This window comes from Streptomyces sp. NPDC101776, assembly GCF_044766845.1.
Lineage (GTDB): Bacteria > Actinomycetota > Actinomycetes > Streptomycetales > Streptomycetaceae > Streptomyces.
The window spans coordinates 1-24,857 of the sequence record NZ_JBIWMV010000019.1 but is presented as its reverse complement, the minus strand read 5'-3'; the positions used below and the strand labels follow the sequence as shown (position 1 = coordinate 24,857).

At 66.1% G+C, this 24,857-nt stretch carries 25 protein-coding genes and 1 tRNA gene; 6 read left to right on the top strand and 20 right to left on the bottom strand.

Translation table 11 applies throughout. From position 1 onward, the window contains the following. Positions 1-29 precede the first annotated feature (29 nt). On the bottom strand, positions 30-368 hold the full coding sequence (wblA, locus tag ACIRRY_RS39780; protein ID WP_019063745.1) for a transcriptional regulator WblA: 339 nt from the start codon (positions 366-368) through the stop codon (positions 30-32). Between the two features lie 407 nt (positions 369-775). Here wblA and ACIRRY_RS39775 point away from each other — a divergent pair, with 407 nt between their 5' ends. After that, complete coding sequence (locus tag ACIRRY_RS39775; RefSeq protein ID WP_403983111.1) at positions 776-3,040, top strand: transglycosylase domain-containing protein; 2,265 nt, start codon at positions 776-778, stop codon at positions 3,038-3,040. Between the two features lie 109 nt (positions 3,041-3,149). On the opposite strand, the gene ACIRRY_RS39770 is transcribed toward ACIRRY_RS39775, so the two are convergent. Continuing rightward, on the bottom strand, positions 3,150-3,617 hold the full coding sequence (locus tag ACIRRY_RS39770; RefSeq protein WP_403983109.1) for a GatB/YqeY domain-containing protein: 468 nt from the start codon (positions 3,615-3,617) through the stop codon (positions 3,150-3,152). A gap of 103 nt (positions 3,618-3,720) precedes the next feature. Here ACIRRY_RS39770 and ACIRRY_RS39765 point away from each other — a divergent pair, with 103 nt between their 5' ends. The 3 genes from ACIRRY_RS39765 (at position 3,721) to ACIRRY_RS39755 (ending at position 5,848) form a co-directional block, all read left to right on the top strand. Beyond that, positions 3,721-4,647: a metallophosphoesterase gene (locus ACIRRY_RS39765; RefSeq protein ID WP_403983106.1), complete on the top strand. Its 927-nt coding sequence runs from the start codon at positions 3,721-3,723 to the stop codon at positions 4,645-4,647. 287 nt (positions 4,648-4,934) lie between these two features. After that, positions 4,935-5,705, top strand: a complete 771-nt coding sequence (locus tag ACIRRY_RS39760; protein ID WP_403983104.1) for a Pr6Pr family membrane protein — start codon at positions 4,935-4,937, stop codon at positions 5,703-5,705. 69 nt (positions 5,706-5,774) lie between these two features. Beyond that, positions 5,775-5,848: transfer RNA gene (locus ACIRRY_RS39755), tRNA-Pro, on the top strand. 122 nt (positions 5,849-5,970) lie between these two features. Here the strand turns inward: ACIRRY_RS39755 and ACIRRY_RS39750 are convergent. From ACIRRY_RS39750 to ACIRRY_RS39685, 14 genes are all read right to left on the bottom strand, one after another. Continuing rightward, the gene (locus ACIRRY_RS39750) at positions 5,971-7,476 is read right to left on the bottom strand and encodes a tyrosine-type recombinase/integrase (protein WP_403983101.1); all 1,506 of its coding nucleotides are present in this window, start codon (positions 7,474-7,476) and stop codon (positions 5,971-5,973) included. A 58-nt stretch (positions 7,477-7,534) separates the two neighbouring features. Then, on the bottom strand, positions 7,535-7,879 hold the full coding sequence (locus ACIRRY_RS39745; protein ID WP_403983098.1) for a DNA-binding protein: 345 nt from the start codon (positions 7,877-7,879) through the stop codon (positions 7,535-7,537). 290 nt (positions 7,880-8,169) lie between these two features. Continuing rightward, the gene (locus ACIRRY_RS39740) at positions 8,170-9,717 is read right to left on the bottom strand and encodes a YfjI family protein (protein ID WP_403983095.1); all 1,548 of its coding nucleotides are present in this window, start codon (positions 9,715-9,717) and stop codon (positions 8,170-8,172) included. Then, the gene (locus tag ACIRRY_RS39735) at positions 9,714-10,070 is read right to left on the bottom strand and encodes a hypothetical protein (protein ID WP_403983093.1); all 357 of its coding nucleotides are present in this window, start codon (positions 10,068-10,070) and stop codon (positions 9,714-9,716) included. Before ACIRRY_RS39735 ends, ACIRRY_RS39740 begins: the two co-directional genes overlap by 4 nt. After that, a complete protein-coding gene (locus ACIRRY_RS39730) occupies positions 10,067-10,972 on the bottom strand; it encodes a bifunctional DNA primase/polymerase (RefSeq protein WP_403983090.1) in 906 nt (301 codons plus the stop codon). Before ACIRRY_RS39730 ends, ACIRRY_RS39735 begins: the two co-directional genes overlap by 4 nt. 86 nt (positions 10,973-11,058) lie before the next feature. After that, positions 11,059-11,535, bottom strand: coding sequence for a hypothetical protein (locus ACIRRY_RS39725; protein WP_403983088.1), 477 nt, complete (start codon positions 11,533-11,535; stop codon positions 11,059-11,061). Positions 11,536-11,739: 204 nt separating this feature from the next. Next, positions 11,740-13,860 (bottom strand): ATP-binding protein, encoded by a 2,121-nt coding sequence (locus tag ACIRRY_RS39720; protein WP_403983085.1) that lies wholly within the window; start codon positions 13,858-13,860, stop codon positions 11,740-11,742. Between the two features lie 103 nt (positions 13,861-13,963). Then, entirely contained in the window at positions 13,964-14,263 is a 300-nt protein-coding gene (locus ACIRRY_RS39715; protein WP_403983083.1) for a hypothetical protein, read from the bottom strand. A 2-nt stretch (positions 14,264-14,265) separates the two neighbouring features. Further along, on the bottom strand, positions 14,266-14,436 hold the full coding sequence (locus ACIRRY_RS39710) for a pRL2-8 (RefSeq protein ID WP_403983080.1): 171 nt from the start codon (positions 14,434-14,436) through the stop codon (positions 14,266-14,268). Between the two features lie 2 nt (positions 14,437-14,438). After that, on the bottom strand, positions 14,439-14,756 hold the full coding sequence (locus tag ACIRRY_RS39705; RefSeq protein ID WP_403983077.1) for a hypothetical protein: 318 nt from the start codon (positions 14,754-14,756) through the stop codon (positions 14,439-14,441). Between the two features lies 1 nt (position 14,757). After that, the gene (locus tag ACIRRY_RS39700) at positions 14,758-15,147 is read right to left on the bottom strand and encodes an RRQRL motif-containing zinc-binding protein (protein WP_403983074.1); all 390 of its coding nucleotides are present in this window, start codon (positions 15,145-15,147) and stop codon (positions 14,758-14,760) included. Continuing rightward, a complete protein-coding gene (locus tag ACIRRY_RS39695) occupies positions 15,147-16,010 on the bottom strand; it encodes a protein spdB (protein ID WP_403983071.1) in 864 nt (287 codons plus the stop codon). The genes ACIRRY_RS39700 and ACIRRY_RS39695 overlap by 1 nt, the downstream gene beginning before the upstream one ends. Beyond that, complete coding sequence (locus tag ACIRRY_RS39690) at positions 16,007-16,453, bottom strand: Pycsar system effector family protein (RefSeq protein WP_403983068.1); 447 nt, start codon at positions 16,451-16,453, stop codon at positions 16,007-16,009. The genes ACIRRY_RS39695 and ACIRRY_RS39690 overlap by 4 nt, the downstream gene beginning before the upstream one ends. Then, positions 16,450-16,719, bottom strand: a complete 270-nt coding sequence (locus tag ACIRRY_RS39685) for a DUF6284 family protein (RefSeq protein WP_403983065.1) — start codon at positions 16,717-16,719, stop codon at positions 16,450-16,452. Before ACIRRY_RS39685 ends, ACIRRY_RS39690 begins: the two co-directional genes overlap by 4 nt. Before the next feature lie 577 nt (positions 16,720-17,296). Between ACIRRY_RS39685 and ACIRRY_RS39680 the strand changes: the two genes are divergently transcribed. Beyond that, positions 17,297-18,091, top strand: a complete 795-nt coding sequence (locus ACIRRY_RS39680) for a GntR family transcriptional regulator (protein WP_403983062.1) — start codon at positions 17,297-17,299, stop codon at positions 18,089-18,091. After that, positions 18,088-18,804 (top strand): YdcF family protein, encoded by a 717-nt coding sequence (locus ACIRRY_RS39675; protein WP_403983059.1) that lies wholly within the window; start codon positions 18,088-18,090, stop codon positions 18,802-18,804. The genes ACIRRY_RS39680 and ACIRRY_RS39675 overlap by 4 nt, the downstream gene beginning before the upstream one ends. 179 nt (positions 18,805-18,983) lie before the next feature. Here the strand turns inward: ACIRRY_RS39675 and ACIRRY_RS39670 are convergent, their stop codons facing one another. From ACIRRY_RS39670 to ACIRRY_RS39655, 4 genes are all read right to left on the bottom strand, one after another. Next, positions 18,984-19,844, bottom strand: coding sequence for a DNA adenine methylase (locus ACIRRY_RS39670; protein WP_403983056.1), 861 nt, complete (start codon positions 19,842-19,844; stop codon positions 18,984-18,986). Beyond that, positions 19,841-21,349, bottom strand: a complete 1,509-nt coding sequence (locus tag ACIRRY_RS39665) for a hypothetical protein (RefSeq protein ID WP_403983053.1) — start codon at positions 21,347-21,349, stop codon at positions 19,841-19,843. Before ACIRRY_RS39665 ends, ACIRRY_RS39670 begins: the two co-directional genes overlap by 4 nt. 1,999 nt (positions 21,350-23,348) lie before the next feature. Then, positions 23,349-23,480 (bottom strand): hypothetical protein, encoded by a 132-nt coding sequence (locus ACIRRY_RS39660; protein WP_403983050.1) that lies wholly within the window; start codon positions 23,478-23,480, stop codon positions 23,349-23,351. A 438-nt stretch (positions 23,481-23,918) separates the two neighbouring features. Beyond that, the gene (locus tag ACIRRY_RS39655) at positions 23,919-24,692 is read right to left on the bottom strand and encodes a DUF4232 domain-containing protein (protein ID WP_403983047.1); all 774 of its coding nucleotides are present in this window, start codon (positions 24,690-24,692) and stop codon (positions 23,919-23,921) included. Between the last annotated feature and the right edge of the window lie 165 nt (positions 24,693-24,857).

The following is a 24,857-nucleotide window of genomic DNA, read 5'->3' as shown; positions in this document are numbered from 1 at the left end:
GAGGTAGGCCCCGAAGGGACCGGTGGGCGTCAGCCCACCGCCGCGTAGTTCTCGTAGATCTCGTCGTCGTCGAGGGGGATGATGCCGACCCCTCGCTCGTACTCGATGCGCGCGGTCTCCAGTAGCCGGCGCCATGAAGTGACAGTGGGCCGCCTGCGCAGCAGTGCGCGGCGCTCCCGCTCCGTCATTCCTCCCCACACGCCGAATTCGACGCGGTTGTCGAGCGCATCGGCGAGGCACTCCGTGCGTACCGGACATCCGGTGCACACTGCCTTCGCCCTGTTCTGCGCTGCTCCTTGAACGAACAGTTCATCCGGATCGGTAGTGCGGCAGGCCGCCTGCGCACTCCAGTCGGTTACCCAGCCCATACCGGCGCCGTCCTCTCCCGAATCGAGGCTCCCCCACGGCGGCAGCGGCATATTCACCGCCGCCAGTTGAGGACGTTACGGAAGGTGGGCACAGCGCAACACCCCCTTCGGGCCCAATCTTGAATGGCCCGAACGGACTATGGGTAAGCGGCAGATCACCCGGGGGAGTGAGCTGGCGACATGCGTGACTTTCCCGGCAAACCGGGACAGTTGACATGCGCCACAAGGGGCACCAGGTGACACAGGAGGCGGATTCGGACACGCCCCCGACAAAAAACTGAGGAACGACCGGAACGATTCGGGGTCGCCGGACGTATTGATACGTGACCGCTCTGCTGTGACAGTTGAGAGCAGCTTAGGCCAAGGCCTATACACGTGTCCGGCGAATGAGAACGTAGGCTGCCCCCATGCCAAAAAAGCGCTCGGGTGGTGGTCTGTCCCCTCTGCAGCAGGCCACCAAGTTCCTCGGTGTCAGTGTGCTCGCCGGTGCCGTCATGGCCGGAATCGCGTTGCCCGCGGCCGGCGCGCTGGGGCTCGCCGCCAAAGGCTCGGTCCAGGGGTTCGACGACATCCCGGACAATCTGAAGAGCCCTCAGCTCAGCCAGCGCACCACGATCCTGGACAGCAAGGGCAACCAGATCGCCTCGGTCTACTCCCGTGACCGCACGGTGGTGGAGCTCAAGGACATCGCGCCGTACATGCAGAAGGCGATCGTCGCGATCGAGGACTCGCGCTTCTACCAGCACGGAGCGATCGACCTCAAGGGCGTCCTGCGCGCCCTCAACAAGAACGCGCAGAGCGGCGGGGTGTCCCAGGGCGCCTCGACCCTCACGCAGCAGCTGGTGAAGAACTACTTCGTCGAGGAGGCCGGCGACGACCCGACGAAGGTCGCCGAGGCCACCCAGCAGACGCTGGGCCGCAAGGTCCGCGAGCTGAAGTACGCGATCCAGATCGAGGAGAAGCTCGGCAAGAAGAAGATCCTCGAGAACTACCTGAACATCACCTTCTTCGGAGAGCAGGCCTACGGCGTCGAGGCCGCGTCCGAGCGCTACTTCTCCAAGCACGCCAAGGACCTGAACCTCCAGCAGTCGGCACTCCTCGCGGGCATCGTCCAGTCGCCCACGCGCTACGACCCGATCAACGACGAGGCCGAGGCCAAGAAGCGCCGCAACACCGTGCTGGCCCGCATGGCCGAGGTCGGCGACATCTCCAAGGCGGACGCCGCGAAGGCCGAGCAGAGCGAACTCGGCCTGAAGGTCAGCCAGCCGAAGAACGGCTGCATCACCGCGGTCAAGGGCGCCAGCTTCTTCTGCAAGTACGTCGAGAAGGTCTTCCTGAGCGACCCGGTCTTCGGCAAGACCAAGGAGGCCCGCGCGAAGATCTGGAACCAGGGCGGCCTGACGATCCGTACGACCCTGGACCCGCAGGCCCAGGACTCGGTGCAGGCCTCGCTCAAGGACCACATCTACAAGTCGGACTCGGTCGCCGCCGCGGCCACCCTCGTCGAGCCGGGCACCGGCAAGATCCTCGGCATGGGCCAGTCGAAGCCGTACGGCTACGGCAAGAACGAGACGGAGTACAACTACTCGGTCAACGCCGACATGGGCGGCTCGAACTTCGGCTTCCCGACCGGTTCGACGTTCAAGCCGTTCGTCGCGGCGGCGGCGCTGGAGCAGGGCCTGCCGGCCACCCAGCAGTACCCGTCGCCGTACACGATGGACTACCCGAGCCCCGTCTCGACCTGCAGCGGCAAGAACTGGGTCAACACGGGCGGCGCGACGGTGGAGAACGAGAGCGAGTCGGAGCACGGTCCGTACGCGCTGAAGGAGGCGATGGCCAAGTCGGTCAACACCTACTTCGTGCAGATGATCTCCGACATCGGCCTCTGCCCCGTCGTGAGCATGACCAACAAGCTCGGCGTCGTGCAGGGCAACGGCGACAAGATCCCCGAGGTCCCGGCCATCGCGCTCGGCTCCAAGGGCCTCTCGCCGCTGACGATGGCCACCGCGTACGCGACCTTCGCCAACGAGGGCACGTACTGCACGCCGATCGCCATCGAGTCCATCACGCAGAAGGTGGGCAACGAACAGAAGTCGCTCGCCGTCCCCAAGTCCACCTGCTCGCGGGCGATGAGCAAGAAGACCGCCGACACCATCAACACCGTGCTGCGCGGCGTGGTCGACTCCGGCACCGGCCAGGAGGCCGGCCTCACCGACCGCCAGAGCGCCGGTAAGACGGGTACGACGGACTCCCGCAAGAACGCCTGGTTCGTCGGCTACACCCCGAACCTGGCCGGCGCGGTCTGGGTCGGCAGCGCCAAGCAGAACATCGAGATGACCTCCATCCGCATCGGCGGCGTCTGGCACGACCAGGTCTACGGCGCCGACACTCCCGGCCCGATCTGGAAGGACGCCATGACCGGCGCCCTGGAGGGCAAGCAGGTCGAGAACTTCCAGCTCGTCAACATCCCGGACCCCGTCAAGGAGAAGGACAAGAACAACGACGGCGGCAAGAACAACGACAACGGCGGCGCGACCACCGACGGCACCACCACCGGCACGACCGACGGCGGCACCACCCCGGACCCGACGTTCTCCCTCCCGGACGGCTTCATCCAGGGCACGTCGAACGGCGGCAACAACGGCAACGGGAACGGCGGCAACCGGGGGTAGCCAACCAACTCCCCCGCGGCCACCGGCCGTTCAGGCTCTTCGTCTACGACGACGGGGGCGCCCCTTTCCGCAAGGGGCGCCCCCGTCGTCGTAGAAAGTCGTGGGTGGGTCAGCCGGCGAGGAGCTTCTTCACCACGGCGGCGACGCGGCCGCCCTCGGCCAGGCCGGCCACCTTCGGGTTCACGATCTTCATGACGGCACCCATGGCGCGCGGTCCCTCGGCGCCGGCGGCCTTCGCCTCCGCGACCGCCTGGGAGACGATCGCGGTCAGCTCCTCGTCACCGAGCTGCTTGGGCAGGTACTCGGCGAGGATCACGCCCTCCGCCTTCTCCTGCTCGGCCTGCTCGGGGCGGCCGCCCTGCGCGAAGGCGTCCGCGGCCTCGCGGCGCTTCTTCGCCTCCTTGGTGATCACCTTGAGGACCTCGTCGTCGGAGAGCTCGCGCTTCTCCTTGCCCGCGACCTCCTCCTTGGTGATCGCGGTGAGCGTCAGCCGGAGCGTGGAGGAACGCAGCTTGTCGTGCGCCTTGATCGCGGTGTTGAGGTCTTCCTGCAGCTTCGACTTGAGCGTGGTGGTCATGGGTTTGATTCTCGCAGGTGCGTGAGGTCGGCCGCCCGCGGATTTAGGAGGCGGCGGCGAACGGGGTGTCAGGCATGTCAGTGGGGTCTGACACGATGGAGGAATGCGCGCGCGATACGGAGTACCCCTGGGAATTGCGGCGGCCGGTGCCGCCGGTCTGGTCTACGCGGCGGGCTTCGAGGCCCGCTCCTTCAGACTGCGCCGGGTGACGGTCCCGGTCCTGCCCCCCGGCATGCGCCCGCTCAGAGTCCTCCAGGTCTCCGACATCCACATGGTCGGCGGCCAGCGCAAGAAGCAGCGCTGGCTGCGCTCGCTGGCGGGCCTGCGCCCCGACTTCGTGATCAACACCGGGGACAACCTCTCCGACCCGGAGGCCATCCCTGAGGTCCTGGACGCGCTCGGCCCGCTGATGGAGTTCCCGGGGGCGTACGTCTTCGGCTCCAACGACTACTACGGCCCCAAACCCCGTAACCCCGCCCGGTACTTGCTGGAGAAGAGCGCGGGCCGCCACGGCCTGAACGGCAACCCGCCCGTCGTGGGAATCATCCACAACCCGTGGGAGGACCTGCGGGACGGCTTCGACGGGGCGGGCTGGCTCAACCTGACGAACACGCGCGGCACGCTGAAACTCGAGGGCGCGTCGGTGGAGTTGACCGGCCTCGACGACCCGCACATCAAACGCGACCGCTACGCGCGCGTGGCCGGCGGCCCGTCGGACGACGCCGACTTCTCGATGGGCGTGGTGCACGCGCCGTATCTCCGGGTACTGGACCCGTTCACCGCGGACGGCTACCCCCTGACCCTCGCGGGCCACACCCACGGCGGCCAGCTCTGCATCCCCTTCTACGGCGCCCTGATCACCAACTGCGACCTGGACACGGACCGGGTGAAGGGCCTTTCCCGGCATACGGCGGAGGGGCGGACGTCGTATCTGCACGTGTCGGCGGGGTGCGGGACGAATCGGTACACGCCGGTGCGGTTCGCTTGTCCGCCGGAGGCTTCGTTGTTGACGTTGGTGGGGCGGGAGTAGGTCGTCGGGGGGGGGGAGGGCAGCACCGGGGCTACCGGGGCTCGGTGGGGGGCGGGTACCTCGGAGACTCGGGGGGGGAGTTGAGGTACCCGGGTGGGGGGCCTGTGGGAACCGGGGGGCCAGCCCGGAGAGCAGGGGCAGAGGGCCGGGAGTGGGGAGTAGCCGGGTCAGAGACATGGGCGAGGCGGGGGCACGTTCAGGGTCGAGGGCAGGGTGCAGAGCGGACGGGGTACCTCATCCAGCCCACCCGTATCGCCCGTTTCGTCCCCGCTGCCTAGCGTGAGGACATGACCGCCCCGATACCCAGGGACATCCCGGACCTCCCCGCGGTACCCGGCATGCCCGCGCTGCTCGCCTCACCCGTTCCCGCCACCGCGGTGGTGGCCCCGTACCGTCGCCCGCTGACGGCGGCGTACCGACTGCTGGTCGCGTTGGTGGCGGCAGCGGCGGTGACCGTCGACCTGTTCCTCGGCAGCCCGATCCGGGTGCTGACGTACTTCACGATCCAGAGCAACATCGTGCTGGCCCTGGTCATGATCGCCACGGCCCGCCGAGCCTGGACGGCCCGCCGCCCCCTCTCCCCGCTGGTCACGGGCGCGGCTCTGCTCTACATCACGATCACCGGCCTGGTGTACCACCTGATCCTGGCGCACGCGTCGAGCCCGTTCGCGATGACGGGCGGGACGACGGCCCCCACGGGCTGGCAGGCCGTGACGAACCAGGTCCTGCACACGGTGACACCGATCGCGGCGGTGATCGACTGGCTGTTCCTGACCACCCCCGGCCGGCTGCACGTACGGATGGCGGCGACGTGGCTGCTGTACCCGATGACATACCTGGCGGTGTACCTGGTCCGAGGGGAACTGATCCTCCCCGGCGCACCGGGCCGCTACCTCTACTCCTTCCTGAACGTCGAACAGCACGGCTACAAGAGCGTCCTGGGCAACGCCCTCCTCCTCGGCCTCGCCTTCTACGCCCTCTCCGTCTTCCTCGTGGCCCTCGACCACGCCCGCCCCAACCCGATCCGCCACCGTGCCAAAACCGGATTTCGTCTCTAGCCAGCGGTGGGCTAAAGTAAACGACGTCGCCGCGATGAGCAGTAACACCGGCAAGATGAGTGGCGACATCGGGGTGTAGCGCAGCTTGGCAGCGCGCTTCGTTCGGGACGAAGAGGTCGTGGGTTCAAATCCCGCCACCCCGACAGCTAAATCGCAGGTCAGGCCCGGTGCTGAGTAATCAGCACCGGGCCTGCCTCGTTCTCCAGGGCCTCTCTGGAGAAATCCTGGAGAAGATCTTGGAATCTGTCTCCAGATCAGCACGCTGCTAACGAGCTTTCAGCAGCGCATCCAGAGCGGTCACGGGCGAGCCGAGACTCATGGTCCTGCGCGCGTCCAACGCTTCCTCCCACATCCCGGTGAGCGCAGTCATCAGCGTCTGCCGCATCCCGGGCGTGATGTGGTCATAGCGCGACTGGACGGAGCCGTCCTCGTGGCCCATGCGTTCGTCCATGAGTTTTGGCGGGGTCCCCACTTCCCTCATCAGGGTCTTGTGCGTGTGGCGCAGCCCGTGCGGGGTGAGCCCCGGGGCGATCGGCACCCAGCACGCCTCAGCCCTCTTGGACGCTCCTCGCCCGCGTGCCGGGATGCCGGGCCACGGCTCAGCAACGACGGGAACGGGCCGCTCTTCCTGGCTGCCTCGTCCGGGGTACCGCCCTGTCGCGGCTGGTCGAAAGAGCCATGTGGCGAAACCGGAGCGCCGCCAGTGCGCAGCCAACTCCCCCGATGCGGCGTTGCGGATGTATCCGAGATCACTGACGGCTTCCAGCACCTTCAGACGAGTCGGCCCCGCCACAGCATCCGGACGGTTGAGAACGTTGGAGACAGTGCCGGTCGATACGCCGGAGCGACGCGCCACGTCGACCAGCTTCGCCCCGGGGCGACTTACGGAGCCGTTGGCCGTTCCGTGGCCCCGGAAGACGTAGGCCAGTCCGTGGCACTCGCAAGGCTTCGGTCTCGTGCGGGCGATGTGCCTGGCCAGCAGCGAGGCGAGGAAATCCGGAGTGTCGATGTCGCGGTAGGAGTCGTCCTTAGGCGGGCAGCGGTGCAGTTCGCCGGTGTCCAGCTCGTAAAGCTGCCACTCCACCCTGATGCTCTTCGGTCGGACGAACTCAGGCTCAAGGCCAACGATTTCGCCCCAGCGCATGCCGGTGTAGCCCTTGACGATGCCCGCAACAAACTCGTCATCGCGGCCGGACAGCAGGGCCATTCTCTCGGCGAGCAGCAGGATGCCCAGTGCGGTCGTGACTGCCTTCTCCGGGCCACGGTTACGTGAGCGGCCGGCACGCTTTCCTCGTCCGCGGCGTTTGGTGGCCGGGTTGGAGTCGCGCAGCCCCTCGTCAACAGCGTCGGCAAGGATCAGGTGCAGTGTCGCCCGCCACGTCTTGACGCTGGATGCCGCATAGGGCACGGCGCGTTCGTGCTTCTCCCAAGCGGCAATGTCGGTGCTCAGGATGTCGGCAACGGCAGAATCCTCGAACGCGGGAAGCAAGTGCTCTTCGATGTGCCGCCGGTAGTTCTGCATGGTGGATGCCGCCAAGTCCTGTGCGGCATACCAGCGGTTGACGTAGGCACCGAAGGTGATTCGCTCACGAGGCGTCTTCTTCGTTCCGGCCAACAGCTTCGCTTCTTCGGCGTCAGCTGACTTCTTCGCCGCGGCCTTGGTCCGGAAGCGGATGGCATCTCCATCGGCATCGCGGACGGTGGCGTACTTGCCCGGCGCGAGCTTGTACCGGCCGCGCCAGTAGCTGCCGAGACTCTCGGCATAACCCACCTTGTTTCTCCTATGAACGGGTGTGCCGCCCGGCTGAAGAGCCGGGCGGCACACGGAATCAGGCTGCGCTGGACTGCGGTTGGCGGCCTTGCGCCCTGCGTGGCGGCCTTGCCTTCAGGGAGGTGACGGACGCCACCGTTGCGGTCGCACTGCGGCGTGGTGCTTGTTTTGCTGGCACAGGAGCGTCATTGCTTTCGGCGGGGCGGCTCTCGAAGATGCGCATGATCTCGGCGAAGTGCTCGGCCGTGAACCGGTAGCTCCCTGCGGGCTTGGTGAAGGGGATACGTCCTTTGCGGGCTTGTTCCTTCACCCACCACTCCGAGCAGTGGAGTGCCTTGGCGATGTCGCTCGGGAGGTAGACAGGGGGAAGGGCCGGGGGTTCCAGTCGCGGAGCGGTGCTCATGTGGCGGTGACTCCTCACGAGGAAGCGGGATCCCGTGACAGAACCGACAGAACCTCGCCGATAAGCCGTTGAGCTGCGGTTTTATCGGGTTCTGGATCTTTGACAGAACTGAATTAAAACCTGACAGAACCTCTTCGGGGGAGGTTCTGTCACAGGGCCCCCGGCAGTGCTGCCGGGGGTTCTGTCGAGTTTTAACTCAGTTCTGTCAAAAACGTGATCCCGTTCGTTCGTGCAGGTCAACGGCTTGTGCGGGGGGTTGTGTCAGTTGTGTCAGCGGTCCGGGGGTTGTGTCAGGCTCCGCGTGCGATGCGGGGGTGGGTTTCGTAGCGCGGGGAGGGCGGCCGGCCGCCGCGACCGGTGCGTGGGGGCGGTGGCTGCTGGCGGATCCAGCCGTGTTCTTCGAGCAGGGAAAGGGCGGGGTCGAGGTCGCCGATGGCGGGGAACTCTGCCCGGCGCAGCATCCGGAACAGCTCGCGTTTGGTGAATTGTGCGGGGTTGCTGGAGACGAGTTGCGCGAGGACGGTCACCGCGGATTCGTGGGCGGGGTCGGCGCTCATGACGCTGAACACGTCCAGGGCGTGGGCGGTGAAGTAGTCGCCCAGTTCGGTGGCGGCGGCCATGGTGGACGCGTCGATGGGCTTGTGCCATCCGTCCTCGGGGTGGGCGGCAAGGTGCAGGAGTCCGGCGATGCGGGCCACGGCGCCGTCCCGCTTGGACGCCCATTTCACGATCGGTGCGAAACTCCCGTCCGGACCCAGCCGCGACTCGGTGACCTTCTGGAAGGCCAACAGGACCGCGTCTGCTTCCGGGGTGAGTTGGATGAGGGCGGGGTCGGTCCAGTCCGCCAGGGCGAGCGTCAACCCTGCCAGGTGTTTGGCGTAGGTGGCGGCGACCTGCTCGTCCAGCAGGGCGGGGGTCAGGTTGCGGGATCCGACCAGGGACAGGGGCTTGGAGTAGAGGAAGCGGGCGAGCAGGCCGCGTCCGTCTGCTCCGTCGATGCGGCTGAGGGCGTCCAGGACTTCCGGCTGGACGGCGAGGCCGATCGTGACTGCCGGTGAGTCGACGTGTTGGGCACTGCGGCCTTGCCGGTTGACCCGGAGCATGTCCCCGGCGTGGCCTTTGAGGAACATGCCCATGTTGGGCTTGCCGGTGTAGCGGCCGGCGATGATGTCGAACAGCTCTCCTTCGGCGCTCAGGCAGGAGATGCGTCCGCCCTGCTCGTCCAGGAGGGTTCCGACGTTTTCCGGGGTCACGTCGTCGGCGACGAGTTGCGGTTCGGTGGGAATCCTCATCTTGTCGGCGTCCTGCGCGAGTTGGACGGCTTCGGCGGTCAGGGCGTCGCGGTGTTCGGGCTCCGCGTTGGCGGCCTTTCCTGCGGCTTTCTCGGCTGCCGCCTTGGCCAGCCTCGCCAGGGTTTCCGCTTCCGCCCGGATGGGTCCGGAGAGTTCGATGAGGGCTTTTTCCGCGTCGAGCAGCGGTTTGACCATGAGGTCGAAGACGGCGGACTTGCGGTTGCCGGGGGGCAGGGCGATGGCGGTGTAGATGTTCACGGGTTCGCGCCAGTGGCCGCGTACGCACACCTTGACGCGCCCGCCGGCGGCGGTGGCCAGGACGGCCAGGGCCAGGCATCCGGCGAGGTCTGCCGGGGTCTGGGTCTCCTCGGCGACACCGCGCACCATGTTGCCCAGCCAGGCCGGGAGGACGTCCACGGGGAAGTCGGGCAGGGGCGGGCGGGTGCGCAGGGGTACGGGTTCGTCCCAGGCGGGGCCGGTGATCTGCTCGGGTTCGATGTGCTCGAACCCTTCCCACAGATCAGCGTTCGTGTAGTTGCTCGTCATGCGGCGGCCCTTCCTTCCTTCGGGGTGCGCAGCGGGCAGGTGTCGCGGTGATCTGCGTGGTCGCCGATCAGGGCGTGCACGTTTGCGTGACCGACGGCGCTGCGGTCCCTGCCGCACAGGCATGTGGAGGTGGCCGTGGGCTTCACACCGCGCGACGCGGTGATGGTGAGCCACGCGAGGGGGTAACGGCCGTCTCCGACCTGCTGGCCAGAGAGAAGGGCCGTGGGGACGCCCTTACGGGCGGCGACAGTCGGCTCGCCCCCGGCCGTCAGGGGTGCGGGCGGTCGGGCGGCGCGCGGGCTGGTCGGAGTGTCGGGGATGCTCTTCAGGAGGGGACGGGGAGGGGTGCTCATGCCGCATCCCGGCAAGCGGAGTTGTGGGTAATGGACCAGTTCAGGGAGCTGCGGAGGGTGGAGCGGCACTCGGCGACGGTGAGTCCGCCGGCCTCCCCTGCCTCCTGAAGAGCCTGCTCAACCACACTGCGGGAGAGGTCGCCCCACGCGACGAACCGTCCCAGGGCGCGCGCTGCCCGGAACAACGCGGCTTCCCGCGCCCCGAGTTGGGCCGCGGCGACGTTTCGTGTCTCAATGGTGAGCGCTACATCCGCATATCGGCGTGATTGCCCCGCTATAGCCGTTGAAGGGGCCTGAGGCGCCCTGGGGGCCGGTTCGAGGATGCTGTGCAGCCACGCGGGCAGGGGGGCCGCCACAGAGCCGCTCAGCGCTTCGTACGCTCCGGTGGGGGTGATGCTGCCCGCGGCTACGACGTATCCGCCCCATGCACGGGTGTCGATCAACTCACCGATGGTCCCTGCTGTGTTGGAGAGGCGGATGCCGTCGGGGGCGGTGAAGTGCAGGTGCTGTCCGCCGCTCGCGGTCCGGGTCCGGTAGGTGTTGGGGACGGGGTGTCCGGCTCGCTCGCAGAGCGCTGCAAAGGTAGTCGCGCCGTCAGGTGCGCCCGCACTGCTGTTGTCCTTGGGCATGTCGAGGTCGACGACGACCAGCCCGGAGGGGCCGGTGGCGATGCCGACGTTGAACGGCGTGCGGGACCAGGCCGCTTGGATGCGGTCGGGGTCGGTGGTGGCGCGCTGTTCCCACTTGCGGTGGCCGCGGGCGCACTCGCCGATGCCGGGGCAGGCGGCAGTGCCGTGCAGGGCGGGCCGCTTGGTGCCGGGCCGGAGGGGGAAGACGTGCCAGCCGCGCGCGGCAGCGTCCAGTGCCGCGCGGAGCAGCGCGGTACGGAGGTCATGGGTCATGCTGGATGTCTCCAGTTCCTTGACGGGTTCTGGTTGGACCAGGGCGGCCCCGGACTTTGGCGAGACGGGGGCCGCCCTTGGCGTCGCTACTGGTGGTTGTTGGTCTTGGCCCACACGCCGGTGGTGCGGGTGTGGACGTTGCGCCGGTCCTGGTAGACGGGTCCTTCGTAGTGGTGGTGGACGTCCGGGGCGGGCTTGGCCTTGGTGGCGAGCCGGGCGAGGGCGAGCACGAGGGCGGTGGGGGCGCCGAACACGAGGCCGCACACGAGCGGGTCGGCGAACTGCGAGAGGTACATGAGCACGGCCGCGGTGCCGCCGACCATGGCCGTGGCGGTGCCACCCGCGAGCATGAGCACGCTCGCGTCAGTGGCGCCCTGGCTCATCGGGGGGCGTCCCGGCTGGATGACGGGCGGGGCGGTGCCGTAGGCGGGGGCCGGGGTGTCGTCGCGGTAGGCGGTGGGCCGGTAGGCGTCGGCGATGATCCGGCGAGCCTCAACGGCGGCATCGTCTTCGGTCATTGCGGCGTCCGGCCGGACGCTGCCGGGGGTGGTTTCGCGGTACATGCGGAATCCCTTTCGGTGAGTGTTCAGGGAGGCAGGGACACCCCCTTCGGGGTGTGCTCTGGAGGGGGTGTTCGGGGGGTGACCTGCGCCGCCTCCCTGCCTCCCTGATTGATCATCTGCGCAGGTCAGGGCAAGGGAGGTGGGGCAGGGAGGGGTTCAGGGAGTTCTCCCTGCCTCCCTGCCCCGGGCGGGGGTGGCTCCCTGCTATCCGGCGTCGGAAGCGGAATGGTCGGTGTCGCGGTTGGTGAGGGCGCGTGAGACGCGCTCGGCACCGACGACCATGCGGCCGTCCGACTTGTAGGGCTCGGCTCCGGTGCCGTCCAGGACGCGCTTGAGGTTGATGAACGACCAGGCGCCATAGGTGTCCGCGTCCAGTACGGCCAGCCGCTTGAGGACGTCCTGAGTGAGCACACGCGGGGCGTCCCCGAGTACGGCGGCGATGTCGGCGAGCGCGTCGCGCTGCTCACCCCGCTCGATGACGGTCAGCGTGGTGACGCCGTCGCGCAGGGCCTTGGCGCGCTCGATGATGGCTTCGGCCGCGTCGTCGTCGATGTAGTGCGTGCGTACCGTGATGGACGCCTGCCCGGCCGGAATGTCGATGCCGGACGATGCGAGGACCAGCGTTCCCTGATCCAGCCCTGGACGGAGCAGGTTGGGTGCGGCGCCGCCGTCGACTGCCTTGTCCCCCAGCGCCATCCGCGCCTGAGACTCGGTCCCGAGGGCGAGGGAGGCGCGGGTGTGGGCTCCTTCGCGGACCAGCTTGGGAAGGTTCTGGTCGGTGGGGTCCTGTGTGCCCTGCCACATCAGGACGTTCACCGCGCGGCCCTGGTTGTGAATCTTGCGGACGGCCATGAAGTACCGCGAGGTGGCTTTGGAGCCGCCGTAGGGGCGCCTCTCGTCGTCGAGGACCGGGCACATGAACGCCATCTGCGCTTCGTCGACGATCACGATCAGCGCAGGGAACACCGTTCCGGGCGGAGCCTGGATACGGCGGTTCATCTCCTCCACCGCGTCCTCCACCATCTCGGTCACCTGGATCACGTGGTCATCCGTCGGGCCCTGGATCAGCCGGGCGGCCAGACCCAGGAACTTGGCCCAGTCGCCCACGCCCTTGAGGTCTCCGATCCAGAACTGCACCGACTTGTCGAGCGCCAGCCACAGGGCCAAAGAGCGCAGAGCAACGGTCTTGCCCTGGTTCGACAACCCTGTGATCAGGAGGTGGCGCTGATACAGGCTCAGCGCTGCCATGTCGCCGCGAAGGTCCTGACCCCACGGTGCCTTGCCCTTGGCGTAGTCGGCGGTCATCGTCTCGTCGGTGACCAGCGGCGACGGGCCGATCGGCTCGTCCAGCGCACCAGAGTCCGCCACCCACAGCCGCACCGTGCGGGCCGCGGTGGGGATGGTGATGAACACCTCGTGCTCGTGCCGGGTCAGGTTCTCCGCCAGCTTGCGGCGACGCTGCTGCACCTCATTCGTCGACACCCCAGAGGGCAGGGTGACGTCGACCTCGACACCGCATCCGGCGATCCGGATCGGACCCAGCATGGCCGCGCCTGCGTCGCCCATCTCCTTGATGGCGTTGCGCATGGCGGGGATGCCGAGATCCCGCAGGGCCTTGACGACGATGGACGGGGTGATCGGCTCACCTTCGCTGTTGCGGACGTTCGCGGGCATGACCCATGCGGGGGCAGCCTGCTGCTTGCTGCCGACAGCCCACATGCCCAACAGGGCCAGCAATGGGCCGATCACGAGGGCGGGGCCCCATACGACCTGCACGATCCTGATGAGCAGGCCGATGAACTCGATCGTCGCTGCGAGCGGGGTGATGACGTCGGTGATGTCGTGGTTGTTGATGGCCATTACGACCCCGAGGGCGACCAGGACGCCGATGCTCATTCCGACGCCGACCCCGACGCCCTTGGCCACGTCCAGCGGGGAGTGGAGCAGGTCCATGCGGCGGCGGTGGCGGGCCTCGCGGAAGCGCTGCAACCGCTCCTCCCACTCCTCCGCCACCTCGTAGTTCCCCGCAGCTTCGGCGGCCCGGAGCATGCGTTCGTAGCGGGCACCGGTCTTGCCGTCCCACGTCCGACGGGCCACGATCCGGCCCCCGTTGAACGTGTAGAGGCCGTGCCGGGCCACCGCGCGGGCGGTGGTCTTGGTGGTCTCGTGCGTGATGACGGTGCGCACGGCGCGACCGGAGCGCACCCACAGCGGTATGGGCTTGGCCGGAGCGGGGTCGGGGACCACAGTCAGCGTGGTCACGGATGCGTCGGCGGGCGGATCGGGGTCGGGGTTCTTGTGGAGGCTGATGACGTTCTCGGACATGCTGAACGTGCTCCTGACTGCCCCGAGCAGGGGCGGAAGGTTGGGGAGTTGCCGGGGTGGCCGGGTCCGTGGCAGGGACGACCACCCCGGTACAGCAGGTATGTCAGTAGCCCTCGCGGGCGCGGTTCTCGGCACGGCTGAGCTTCGAGGGCTTGGTGCGCGGGCCCTCAACCCAGCAGAACGGGCGGATGCCGTCAGCGGCCGTGAAGGTGCGGATGGCGGCCCCGGGCGGGGCATCGGGCAGCGGGTACACGCGAGCGCCGTCGAGGGAGGCCAGCAGACGGGCGCCGTGATGCTCGCACCCGTCAGCCCCGGCACCCGTCGCGTCCAGCACGCTCACAGTGACCGGGCCGACACAGGCGGTGAGGTCTTGCGGGTGAGCGGCGGGGCAACGGTCGTCCATGCTCACCACCAGCTCGACTTCTTCTTGGGCACCAGGTATGGGCAGCCGTTGTTCATGTGGTCCAGGCACGGCTTGCAGTCCTGGCGCGGCTTCAGCGCGCGGTGGATGCGCTTGTTGTGCGCGTGCTCCCAGCACTGCGGGCACTCACCCGCAGGCGTCTCGGTGGCAGCCACGCTCACCACCAACCCGACGACTTCTTCGCCGCCTTGTCCTTGGCGGCCTCGGTCACGATCCGCTGACGCTCGCCCTGCAACGCGGTGAGTTCGGCGATCAGCCGGAACTGGGCGGACTCCGAGACGGAGTCCATCTGCTGTTCGGCGCGGGCAGTGCTTTTGCCCCGCGCCACCCGGTAGGAACCGCCGACCAGGCCGCGCAGCACCTGACGGCGTTCCTGGCTGGTCAGGGGCCACATCTCGCCGTTGCGGACCGCTTCCAGCTTGCGCTGCGTCAGCCTGATCTCCTTGTCCAGGCGACGCGTATCGGGCTTACCCATGTCAACTCCCCTTCTGGCAGGTCTGGTTGGCGTCGACGCAGATCCCGCACATGCCGTGACGGCGGGAAATGCAGTAGCTGTAGATCACTCCGCAGGCCGGGCAGGTCTGGCGGGCGAGCATCGCCAGGGCGAGGGCGCCCCACTTGCGCGAGGTCATCGGCCGGACCGGCAGCGCGCAGTCGACGCGGTACAGGTAGGCCACGCGCGGGCTGCCTGCGCGGCGGTTGATGCGCATGGCCTGCGCGGCGATCTGCTGACCGCCCGGACGCAGCCCCAGGGCCCGTAACTGCCGTCGGGTGGCCAACCCGTCCGGGGCCAGGCGCCACGGGTACGTCGGTATGCCGTGGCGAGCCCCGGTGGGGTCGTAGCACTTGCCCCACGCGGCGGACATCAGGCGACCCGCTTCCATGCCGCACGGAGGCGGACCTCGGAGGCGGAGTGGCCGGCCGCGCGGAAGCGCACCGCCATCTCCCGATACGACAGGGCGGGGGTCTGGCTGGTGCGGATCGTGTCGACGAGCGTGTCCAACTCGCTGTCACTGAGTGCGGACGGGACCGACTCCAGCGCGGCAACGGGCTCGACAGCGCCCCATACGGGCAGTTCCCAGCGGGGTGTGACGTCGGGTGTGACGCGGCTCGTCACGCTGGTCAGTGCCCTGCCAGTGTCCTCGCCGCGCCGCGCTGTCTCCAGCGTGGACCATGCTCCGGCGAGGGTTTTGGCGGTCTTGGCCTGGACGCGGGCGACGCGGGCCCCGGCACCCGTCACAGCGGTCAGCCGGGTCTCCTCGGAGGTCGCTTCCGCTCGCAGGCGGGCGCGGGCCACGGCGGCTTCGTCGCGGGCCTCCTGCTGAATACCGCGGATCGCGTCCAGAGCGAGCGGAGTCAGCGCAGTGCGCTCCCACAAGCCGTGGACAAGCCACAGGGCCTTAGCCGCGATCGGCAGCCACGCCACCGCCAACCACGCGGCAGGCGCCTGGGAGGTCAGCGCGTGGGCGACCAGGAAACCGGTGGCGACCAGGCCGAACAACCAGCCCACCGCGGTCACGGTACGGCTGTGGTCGCCTTGGGAGGCGAGGCGGCGTTCGTAGGCGAGGGTGGCGAGCCATCCGCCGTCGATGCCCACACCGACCACGAGGGCGACCAGCCACGGCACCGCCGCACCCAGCCACATCAGGACCACCGCGAGGGTCAGCACCATGGACACGGCCGTCATCGCCACGGCGGGCAGCACGGTCTTGGTGCTCTTGGAGTTCATGCCGCACCCCCAAGCGCGAGCACGACGGCAAGGATGAGCAGGGCGCCGCCGGTCAGGGTGAGGTCGACGGCACGGCGCAGACCGGTGAACTTGACCACCGCCAGCCGGGACAGACCCGCAATGTCCGCGGCCAGATCCCGAGAAACGGTGTCGGTGATCTGCTCGGGGGTGAGGGTGGCCCACAGCGGGAAGCCGTGCCGGCCCGACAGGTTAGGGCGTACCGACCGGAGCAGCAGACCGGCCGCCGCAATCAGCAGCGCCATACCGAGACCACCCACGGTGGCGGCGGGCCAGTACAGGGGCAGGTCGGCGGCCATCGTCCACGTTCCGGCGAGCACCGCGCCGATGAAGGCCAGGAGCAGCGCGACCTTGTTGTCGGTCCGCGCGATCTCCGCCTTCACCTCAGCGTGCGCGGCCGTCAAATTCTGCGTCAGGGCGCTCATGCAACGCCCCCGGACAGCGTGACGTCGGCGGTGCGGTTGACCAGAGCCAGACCCTCCACCAGCACCCGACGCCGCGCACGGCGGACACGGCGGGTGTCCAACTCGGTCGGGGTCCGGTCAAGGGTGATGATCCGCGCGTCGAGCAGGTCGACGCGCGCCAGGATCAGCGGCATCTCCTGCTCGATCGCGTCCAGCTCAGCGTTCGTCGGCTCCATGAAGTCGGCGAACGCGGTAACAGCTTCCTGAACAGTGACGATGTGGTCCATTGGGTCGTGGTTCCTCTCACAGGTGGACGGCCCGAAAAGCGGCCCCGGTGTTCGAGCACCGGGGCCGCGCGCCGTGGAAGTCGGTCAATCCGGCTCCCCTCAGCGCTGCTCGTACGAGACGAACAGCGGAGGCAACCGGCCGCAGCAATCACGCGGCGGAAGTAGAAGTGCGCGGGCCTGAGCCGCGCCGGACACCTTTTTTCGGGAGGTGACGGCCCGTACTGCGCGATATGGATCTGTGCCTCCGTCCCGCTCCTCCGAGGAATCGCATCTCGGTCTCTTCGCGCGGCGTTCGTGCCCTTGGGCAGATCCGTTTTTTTGAGTCGGCACGTGTCCCTGACGGGAGATGACCGACTGGTCTCCACTCGCCTCAGCCGGTTCGGTCACGGCCGTGGGGTCTGCGGTGGATCACGCTGTGGAGTTGTGTCTTGCGTTACGTGGGAGGCAGCCCAAAGAAGGCCCCTTCCAGAGCAGCTGTCCTAGGACTGCGGCCCTGAGAAGAAGATGGCACGCAGTCCTGGGACTGTCAACAGTCCTAGGACTGTGCTTCACTGGTTCGCGTCGAGAGGAGTTCTGCGTGGCACCGAAGTGGCGCGACCTGGCGGACAGGTTCGCGGAGCAGATCAAGAGCGGTGAGCGTCCACCGGGCACTCTGTTGCCGCAGATCAGAGAGCTAGTAGAGGCAGGGGAAGGATCGAAGGAGACCGTCCACAAGGCTTACAAGGCCCTGGAGGCTGAAGGCCTCGTGACCTCCACGCGCGGGCACGGCACTGTGGTGCGTCCGCGTACTCCGCTTAAACGGCTGGGCATCGCTCGGTACGACAAGGCGAAGTGGCGCGACAGTGACGAAGTCGCGTTCATCGCTGACCGAGTCGCCTCAGGTCGTGCGTACAAGCGCAACGAGCAGACGCAGACCGTAAGCCGGGTCCAGGCGAACAACCTTGTCGCGGAAGGGCTCGGCGTCCCAGTCGGCTCAGAGGTGTACGCACGCGCCCGACTCGTTAAGGAGGGGACGCAGCCGACTCACACCCTGACCAGCTACTACAGGCCGGAACACGTCGAGGGAACACGCATCGTTGACCCTTCCCCGGGCCCTGCCGGCCGTGGCGGCGGGTACCGGGTCCTCTACGACGCGGGATACGAGATCGACCACATGAGAGAGGGCCTGTTCGCCCGTATCCCGACGGCGGACGAAGTGCAGCTCCTACAGCTCCCCGTTGGTGAGCCCGTAGTCGAGTTGCACCGCACCACGTACACAGCAGATGGCACGGTGGTGGAGTTCGCGGTGGGCATTCACTCAGCTTCTCGCTTCGCGTGGGAGTACGACTTCGAAGTTCCCGACTCGGCACAGGACAGGAAGGAACAGGAATGATCTCGGCACAGGCATGGGCGGATGCTCGGCTCCTGTGGGACTACCACTTCATGCACCACGACCCACGGCCGTGTTCGGTGGCCGTGGGTCTGGGCAGTCACGACCTCGGCGTGGCTGACGTGACGGCGGAGCTGTACCACCGGGGCCTAGCGCCGGTCATCATCTTCACCGGGGCGACCAGCCCCACGACCCGGGCGCGCATGCCGCGCGGTGAGGCTGTCCACTACCGCGAGCGGGCATTGCAGCTAGGCGTGCCCGATTCAGCCGTACTCCTGGAACCGCGTGCCACGAACACCGGGGAGAACATCGAGTTCACGAAAGCGGTGTTGGCAGCCGCCGACGTCAAGGCCTCGTCCGTCCTGCTCGTGAGCAAGCCGTACGAAGAGCGACGCTCATACGCCATGATGCGCAAACTCTGGCCTGAAGTCGAAGTGGTATGCGCGTCCACCCGGATGAGCCTGGAGGAGTACACCGACTCCATCGGGGACGCTCGCATGGTGATCGACATGATCGTGGGCGCCCTACAGCGAGTGCTCATCTTTCCGAGGTTGGGTCTGGCCATCGAACAGGACGTACCGGACACCGTTGCAGCCGCCTTTGAGCGGCTGTGTGTCGAAGGCTTCACTAGCCGACTCATGCCGGCGAATGTCGCTCCGCGCCCGACGACCAGCGGTTTCGTGGACGAAGCATCGAGTCTAGGGTTTGATGCCTGACTTCATTAGGCCCGCCCGGATCGCCGGGCGGGCCATTGTTTTCCCCGAGCGCCCACGGGAGGTTTTCGGTTGGCTCGCCAATTCCCTCACGGCTTCCACTCGCAGCCTGACGGAAAATCTGCACGCTCCGAACAGATCTTTCCAGCGCGCATGAGATTGTGGACACTGATGAAAATAACTCACACTACGGTGAGCGAGTCCGAGAAGACCATAATTTCATTTGCCTTGGTCACTCTATGCGCCGAGTAGTTTAGGGAGAAAACTTCGCGCCGCCTGTCCGAATACAGCTCCGCGACTCTGGGCACGTTGTCATAGGTTAGCAACCACTTTGCGTCGCTCACCTTATTCAGGCAGGAAGCTAGTGCGGAATGATGGGAATCCGTGAATGAGTTTAGATATAGTGAACCCGCTTTCTCGAAGTAAGGGGGATCAGCGTAAATCAGAGTGTTATCTCTTTTTGAATATCGCTTGATTACCGTCATGCCATCTGTGTTGAGCACTGAGATTCTACTTGCGTGTAGAGCGATCAGGCGAAGGCGTTCGACAAGCGTCTCGCGATTAAATCGGGCGTCGATCTTATACTTACCGCTCTGGTCCATCCCTCCGATGGGACCACCATTCAAGACGCCCGACCTATTGGTTCGATTGAGGAAGAATGTCGCGAACCCCAAGCTGAGGTAATCCTCACGAGGGCCATTTAGGTATATGTCCTTTTGATGTGACCATTCCAGAACGGTGAGATCGACACTTTTGATCATCTGGGCGATTTCTAGGGATTCGGTTGTAATCGCTTTCCAGAAAGCATAGATGGCCGGGTCGAGATCGTTGATGACGATTCGCCGAACCTGTCCCGTGACGAGCAAGCCGAGCGCGGCACCTGCGCCGCCAGCGTATGGCTCTACGTAGGTGCCCGAAGTTAGGTCATTGGCCCGGACGATGGCCCGGAGCCTTGGGTAGAGCGCAGCCTTCCCGCCTGGATACCGCAGGGGGGAAATGATGGGCTTTTTGTGGTGCTTCATCGCGGAGCCTGAATTGTTCATGGCTTCAACATCACCCTAATCAGGCCTTCCATGCCATCCCAGCAGTCACGCACTTCCTCTGACGTGGCAAAGACGTGATGATTGTGATTAATGGCGTTCATATGATCAACGGTTGGCGTGTAAACGCCCACCTGGTTGCCTCGAACCTTTTTGATCACCTGAATGAAAGCCGTTTGCTTGGTGTTCTTGAGATGTTCTTCAAGCCAGGTGAGGCAGTGCGCAAGCTGCACAAACCCGCTACCCGACTGCTGGCCTGCATGTTGCTTCAGATCGATTTTTAGTTTCTCAGCGTACGCCTTGATGGATTTCTCAAGGAAGGTGCGGAGCAGATCAAGGGTTGCGTTTGGATATTTCTTGATATTGATCAATGCCAGTTCCGCATAGATCTTGTGAATGGCAGGAGGGTAGGCAGGGTCAATCTTGATCTGGCCGAGGTTCAAGTAGTTGTGGCTCGCCTTTGGCGGCTCCGTCACTTTACTCGGCGTGGCATTCTTCTTCACCGTGCCAGTGGGATTCGACGGCGCCTTGCCCTGCTGCGATGGTGATCCACTGGCAGGCGGGCTCTGCTGTGACGTGGGCGAAGTGGGTTGAGATGAGACGGGTGTAGTGGCCGTTTTCGTGGTGGCGGTGGGCGTGGTTACATTCCCGGGAGCGTGTGGAGCATGTACCTCCGTTTCGGTATCAACGTTTACCAGGTCACGCAATTTGTCCATGTAATCGATATAGAACTCTGATTGTGTCGAATTGAGCGTACGAGTGTTAATATGCTTGGTTTTAATATCTCCAATAATCTTTTCGGCCAGTTTGTCGAATTGTTCTTGTGGTGCCTCTAGTTGGACGGTCGCCCTCTGTTCGTTGACGCGGATTTTAGCGACGACCAGGAATCCGTCATAGTCATAGAGTCGAGCCAATACAGATACGGGGAAATTCCGCCTCTTGATGTAATCGCGCAACTCGATATCTTCGTAGTGTGCATTTCGGAATAGGTTGAGGATCTGGCTCCTGATGATGAACTTCTTTACTTCAACGGTCGGGTAGTGCGAGATAAGATATTCGGGCGACTTTCCCGCATCGATTTGTGCTTGAAAGAAGGCGGCCTGCCGGGCCGGTGACCAGCCTAGTCTTTGGGTCCCAGTGTGAATGGCGGCGATGAGTTGGTTGGCATCATCTTCGCTTGGGGCTAACTTGACTGAGATTGACCTGAGCGCATCCCGATTTACACCTTGAGTGGCTTTGGTGATTCGCGCTTGGTGCTCAGGAGCAAGGTAGGGGTTCTGGATTGCCTTAAGGGCGGCTACACGCCTGTTCCCCTCGACAACAACCAACTTTCCATCTCTTTTGATGGCGATTGGCACTTCGTGAGTCAGAAGCCCGATCTTGCAAATGCTTTCCACGAGAGCAAGCGCCTTCTCGTTGTGGAAAAGGTCGTCGATTATGTCAGACTCGGGAGAGGTGTCCTTCACTTCGATGCGCACATTTCGTGGATCCAAGTTCAGGTCGTTCACTACGTCGACGGTGATGTCTTTCCATGCCGACATATCAATCATTTATCCCCCAGCCCCTGAGTCGCAGCGCGGTTGAAGCTGCGATCACTCTGACTACCAGTACTCGCGCGGCTACTGCAAGCCCCCCTCCTGGTGAAGCAGGCTGCGTGCGAGGGGAGTTGCCCTCTTTCGAGGTGACTGTCTTCGGTCGCCCTCCTGTTGGACAGCACCTGAGCTATGAAGGTCGGGCCAGCTCTCCGCTGTGGCACCCTCTGGCCAGCAAGGGGGCATCAGATGTAGACCGAAAGTAGAAAGTTGCAGGTCAAAGGCCACTTCCTCGCAGGAATCCGACCGCTTGCAAACCGTCCCTCTCCGGCAGGGGGCTGCCGGAAGAGGACGAGCGCGGACGGCCCGCTACCCTGGCAGTCATGTCCGCCTACCGTTCGTGGCGCACCGCCAGTCGCGCGTGACTCGTCAGCCAACCCTGGGAGTTGGCCGCGAGAAGCCGACGAGCAGGATGACGCTGAGAGCGCGTACTCAGGTGAGGTCAGAATCCCCGGGAGCGGCTGGCAGAGCGGGAGTGCCAGGGCTCCCATTGGCACTTGGGGCGGGGCCAATCGCGGGTGGGGCCTCGGGAGGCGGCGGGAGCTCGACGCCCCGCTCAGCACGCAAGTAATCAGCATCCGCTCGACGTTCTTCGGCCCGGGCCCGGCTCCGTACGGCATCCGCTTCAGCGTTGGCCTTGATCACAATGGCCTCGCCCTCAGCCCTGATCTTGTGGGCTTCAGCGTTAGCCCTGATCAGCTCGGCTTCTCCCTTACCGCGCGACTCCGCGCCCTTGCCGCGAGACTCAGCCCCTGCACCGCTTTCCTTCCGCATCGTCCCGTATCCGCGCATGAGGCGTACTACGAAGAGTGCAACGCCAGTCGCAATGGCGGACGCACCTCCGAGCGCGACAATGATGTCGCCAGCGTCAGTGGGCCCCAGGGACCCGCGGGTTTGGTACGTATCCAGGACGTTTCGCAGCGCGTACCAGGTGCCCCAGACAACGCCAACAGCCAGTGCGCGCAACAGCGTTCCGACCGCAACAGTGCGTCGTCGCTCGTGTGTTTGCTCCCTGCGCTGCGCCCTCTCTGGGTGTCTCCGCTCCTCGCGTAGCTGCGCTAGGAGACGCGAACGAGCTCGATCTTTCCATTTCTGACGAAGGATCGGGATTTGGCTACTCAGAAGGGCGAGCGTGATTGCCCCAAAGACACTTGCCGCTAGCGTCTGTGCCCACGTCGGAGGCTCCCACACAAGCAGCGCCGCGGGTATCCCCACCGCGACGACCCCGATCACGACGATTGCGAAAATCGTGCGGGCCGAGTTTGGCCTCTGGTTTGGCATCTGCCGAGTATGGCGGGCACTGCCGCTAGTCGACAGGCCCTCGACGTGCCCACCCGGAGGGATCTCTCGAGCCATGATGCTGCGTGCAGCTCGGTGAGTAGAACTTGTGAAGCCGTTGGCAGACGCCGGCTCGGGCGACTGTCTCAGTTCTGGTCTCGATCGCCACTTGGTCCGACGGGGTCCTCTATCGTCCGCTGGTGTCGGAACGGCTCACGACCAGGCACGGAGGGTACTGCGCAGACAGCCGTGGACGGCCTCAGGCCGAGATCGGACAACTCGTAATGCGTGGCTCTCGCCCTTGACCGCTCGCGGTCCGCTACGCGACTTGGTGCGCGGGTGACAAACGAACCCACTACTCAGCCTCGCCCCTGCCGCCATGGAGAAATCCTGGAGACGATCTTGAGATAGCGACCTCGGAGTACCACCGGAGACCAACACACCCCAACGCTCTGACCTGCTGCTTTGACACACGTCCCAGATTGGCGAACTTCCAGATCCTAATTCGGGACGAAGAGGTCGTGGGTTCAAATCCCGCCACCCCGACAGCCAAATCGCAGTTCAGAGGGCCCTCACCGAATCGGTGAGGGCCCTCTGGCGTTGCTGCGTGGCTACCGACTCCTGAGTGCCTTAGCGTCTACGGCTCCCGCGGATCGGCTCCGAAGATGCCGTCGATGACAATGGCATCGGTCTGGATCACGGGCCGGTCGGACAGCAGCGACACGAAGCCGTGCCGGAGCTCCCGGGGCGTCCACCCCGCAGCGTCCACCCCGTCGACGTCCTTCAGCGCCTGGCGGAAGGCTCAGCAGACGTTGGCGGCATCGAGCGGCTTACCCACGGCTGCGGAGAAATGGAGAACGGAACTTCCTCGTCGTGTGCCACCTCGTCGATGAGTTCCACGCCAAAGGAGATACGCCAGCCAGGGCGAGGGCGCCAGCCCCGGCTTCTTCCCCTTGCTCGCTGCTCGCTGCTCGCTGCTCGGAGCACGACCAGCGCCCGTCGCAGCCATCGGCGTCGGCGGGCACGCGAACTGTGGGCGACGACGGACGCAGGATCGAATCCGTACGACGGGATGGGCAACGGCGGCTCGTCGACCGTTCCTTCCGCGGCACGCCCTTCCCGTACGCGCGGCCCCCGACCGAAAACCAGCACCCCACATGGGGCCGATCCGTACCGAGGAACGGCCCCATGTGTTCAGTAGGCGTGCTCAGTAGGTGAGAGCGTCCTGTGCGCTCGTCAACCAGTACGTCACCTTCAGCGAGTCGTCGACGTACACGCCCTTCGCCGGCAGTGTCGGCGTCGCCGCCGGGCTGATGCTGTTGTTGTTGCGGTCGAAGAAGTAGACGGAGAGGGACTTCGCCGTACGGCCGTTGGTGCCGCTGCCGTCGTCGCCGCCGGAGAGTGCCACGCCGGCGTAGCCCGACTGGCCCGGGGTGAGAGTGGTCACCGCCTGGGGCTGGGAGTCCTTGATCACCGGCGGTACGGACTGGGCGTCGCCGAAGTTGACGGCCGGGTAGTAGTAGAGGTCGCAGGTCTTGGAGCCGGTGTTGGTGACGGTGAGCAGCATGTGGTTGATGGGGCGGCTGACGGTCTGCGCGGTCACCTTGGTGTTGGCCCCGCTGCACGGGACACGGCTCGCCGACGCGTTCGAGCCCGAGTTCGTGCCCAAGTCCGAGTTCGTGCCGGAGCCCCCGCTCGTCTTGCCGCCACCCGTCGAGGAACCCCCCGACCCCGACGCAGACCCGGTCGACCCCGTGGAACCGGTGGACCCGCCCGACCCGTTCGATCCGGTCGTCTGCCCCGCCCCACCCGTCTTCGCCCCGGACGTTCCCGTCGGCGCCGCCGTGGACGAGTTCGGGCCGGCCGCGCCCTCGTCCTGTACTCCCAGCTTGTCGTTGCAGGCGGTGAGGGAGAGCGCGGCGAGTGCGACGGTGGCGGCGGCGAAGAGGCGGGTGCGGGGACGGGCGGTGAACGCGGACATGGTGGTGATCCCTTTCGGAAAGGCGGGAAGGAGCTGACCGCCCAACCGGTCGGCGGGCGGCGTGCTTTGACAGGGCTGTTCCAAAGTCCTGCCGGGTGGGTGAAGTTGCTGGTCACGGGGTCATGCCGAGGAGGTGCAGGGGACGGGTGAAGGGTTCGTAGGACA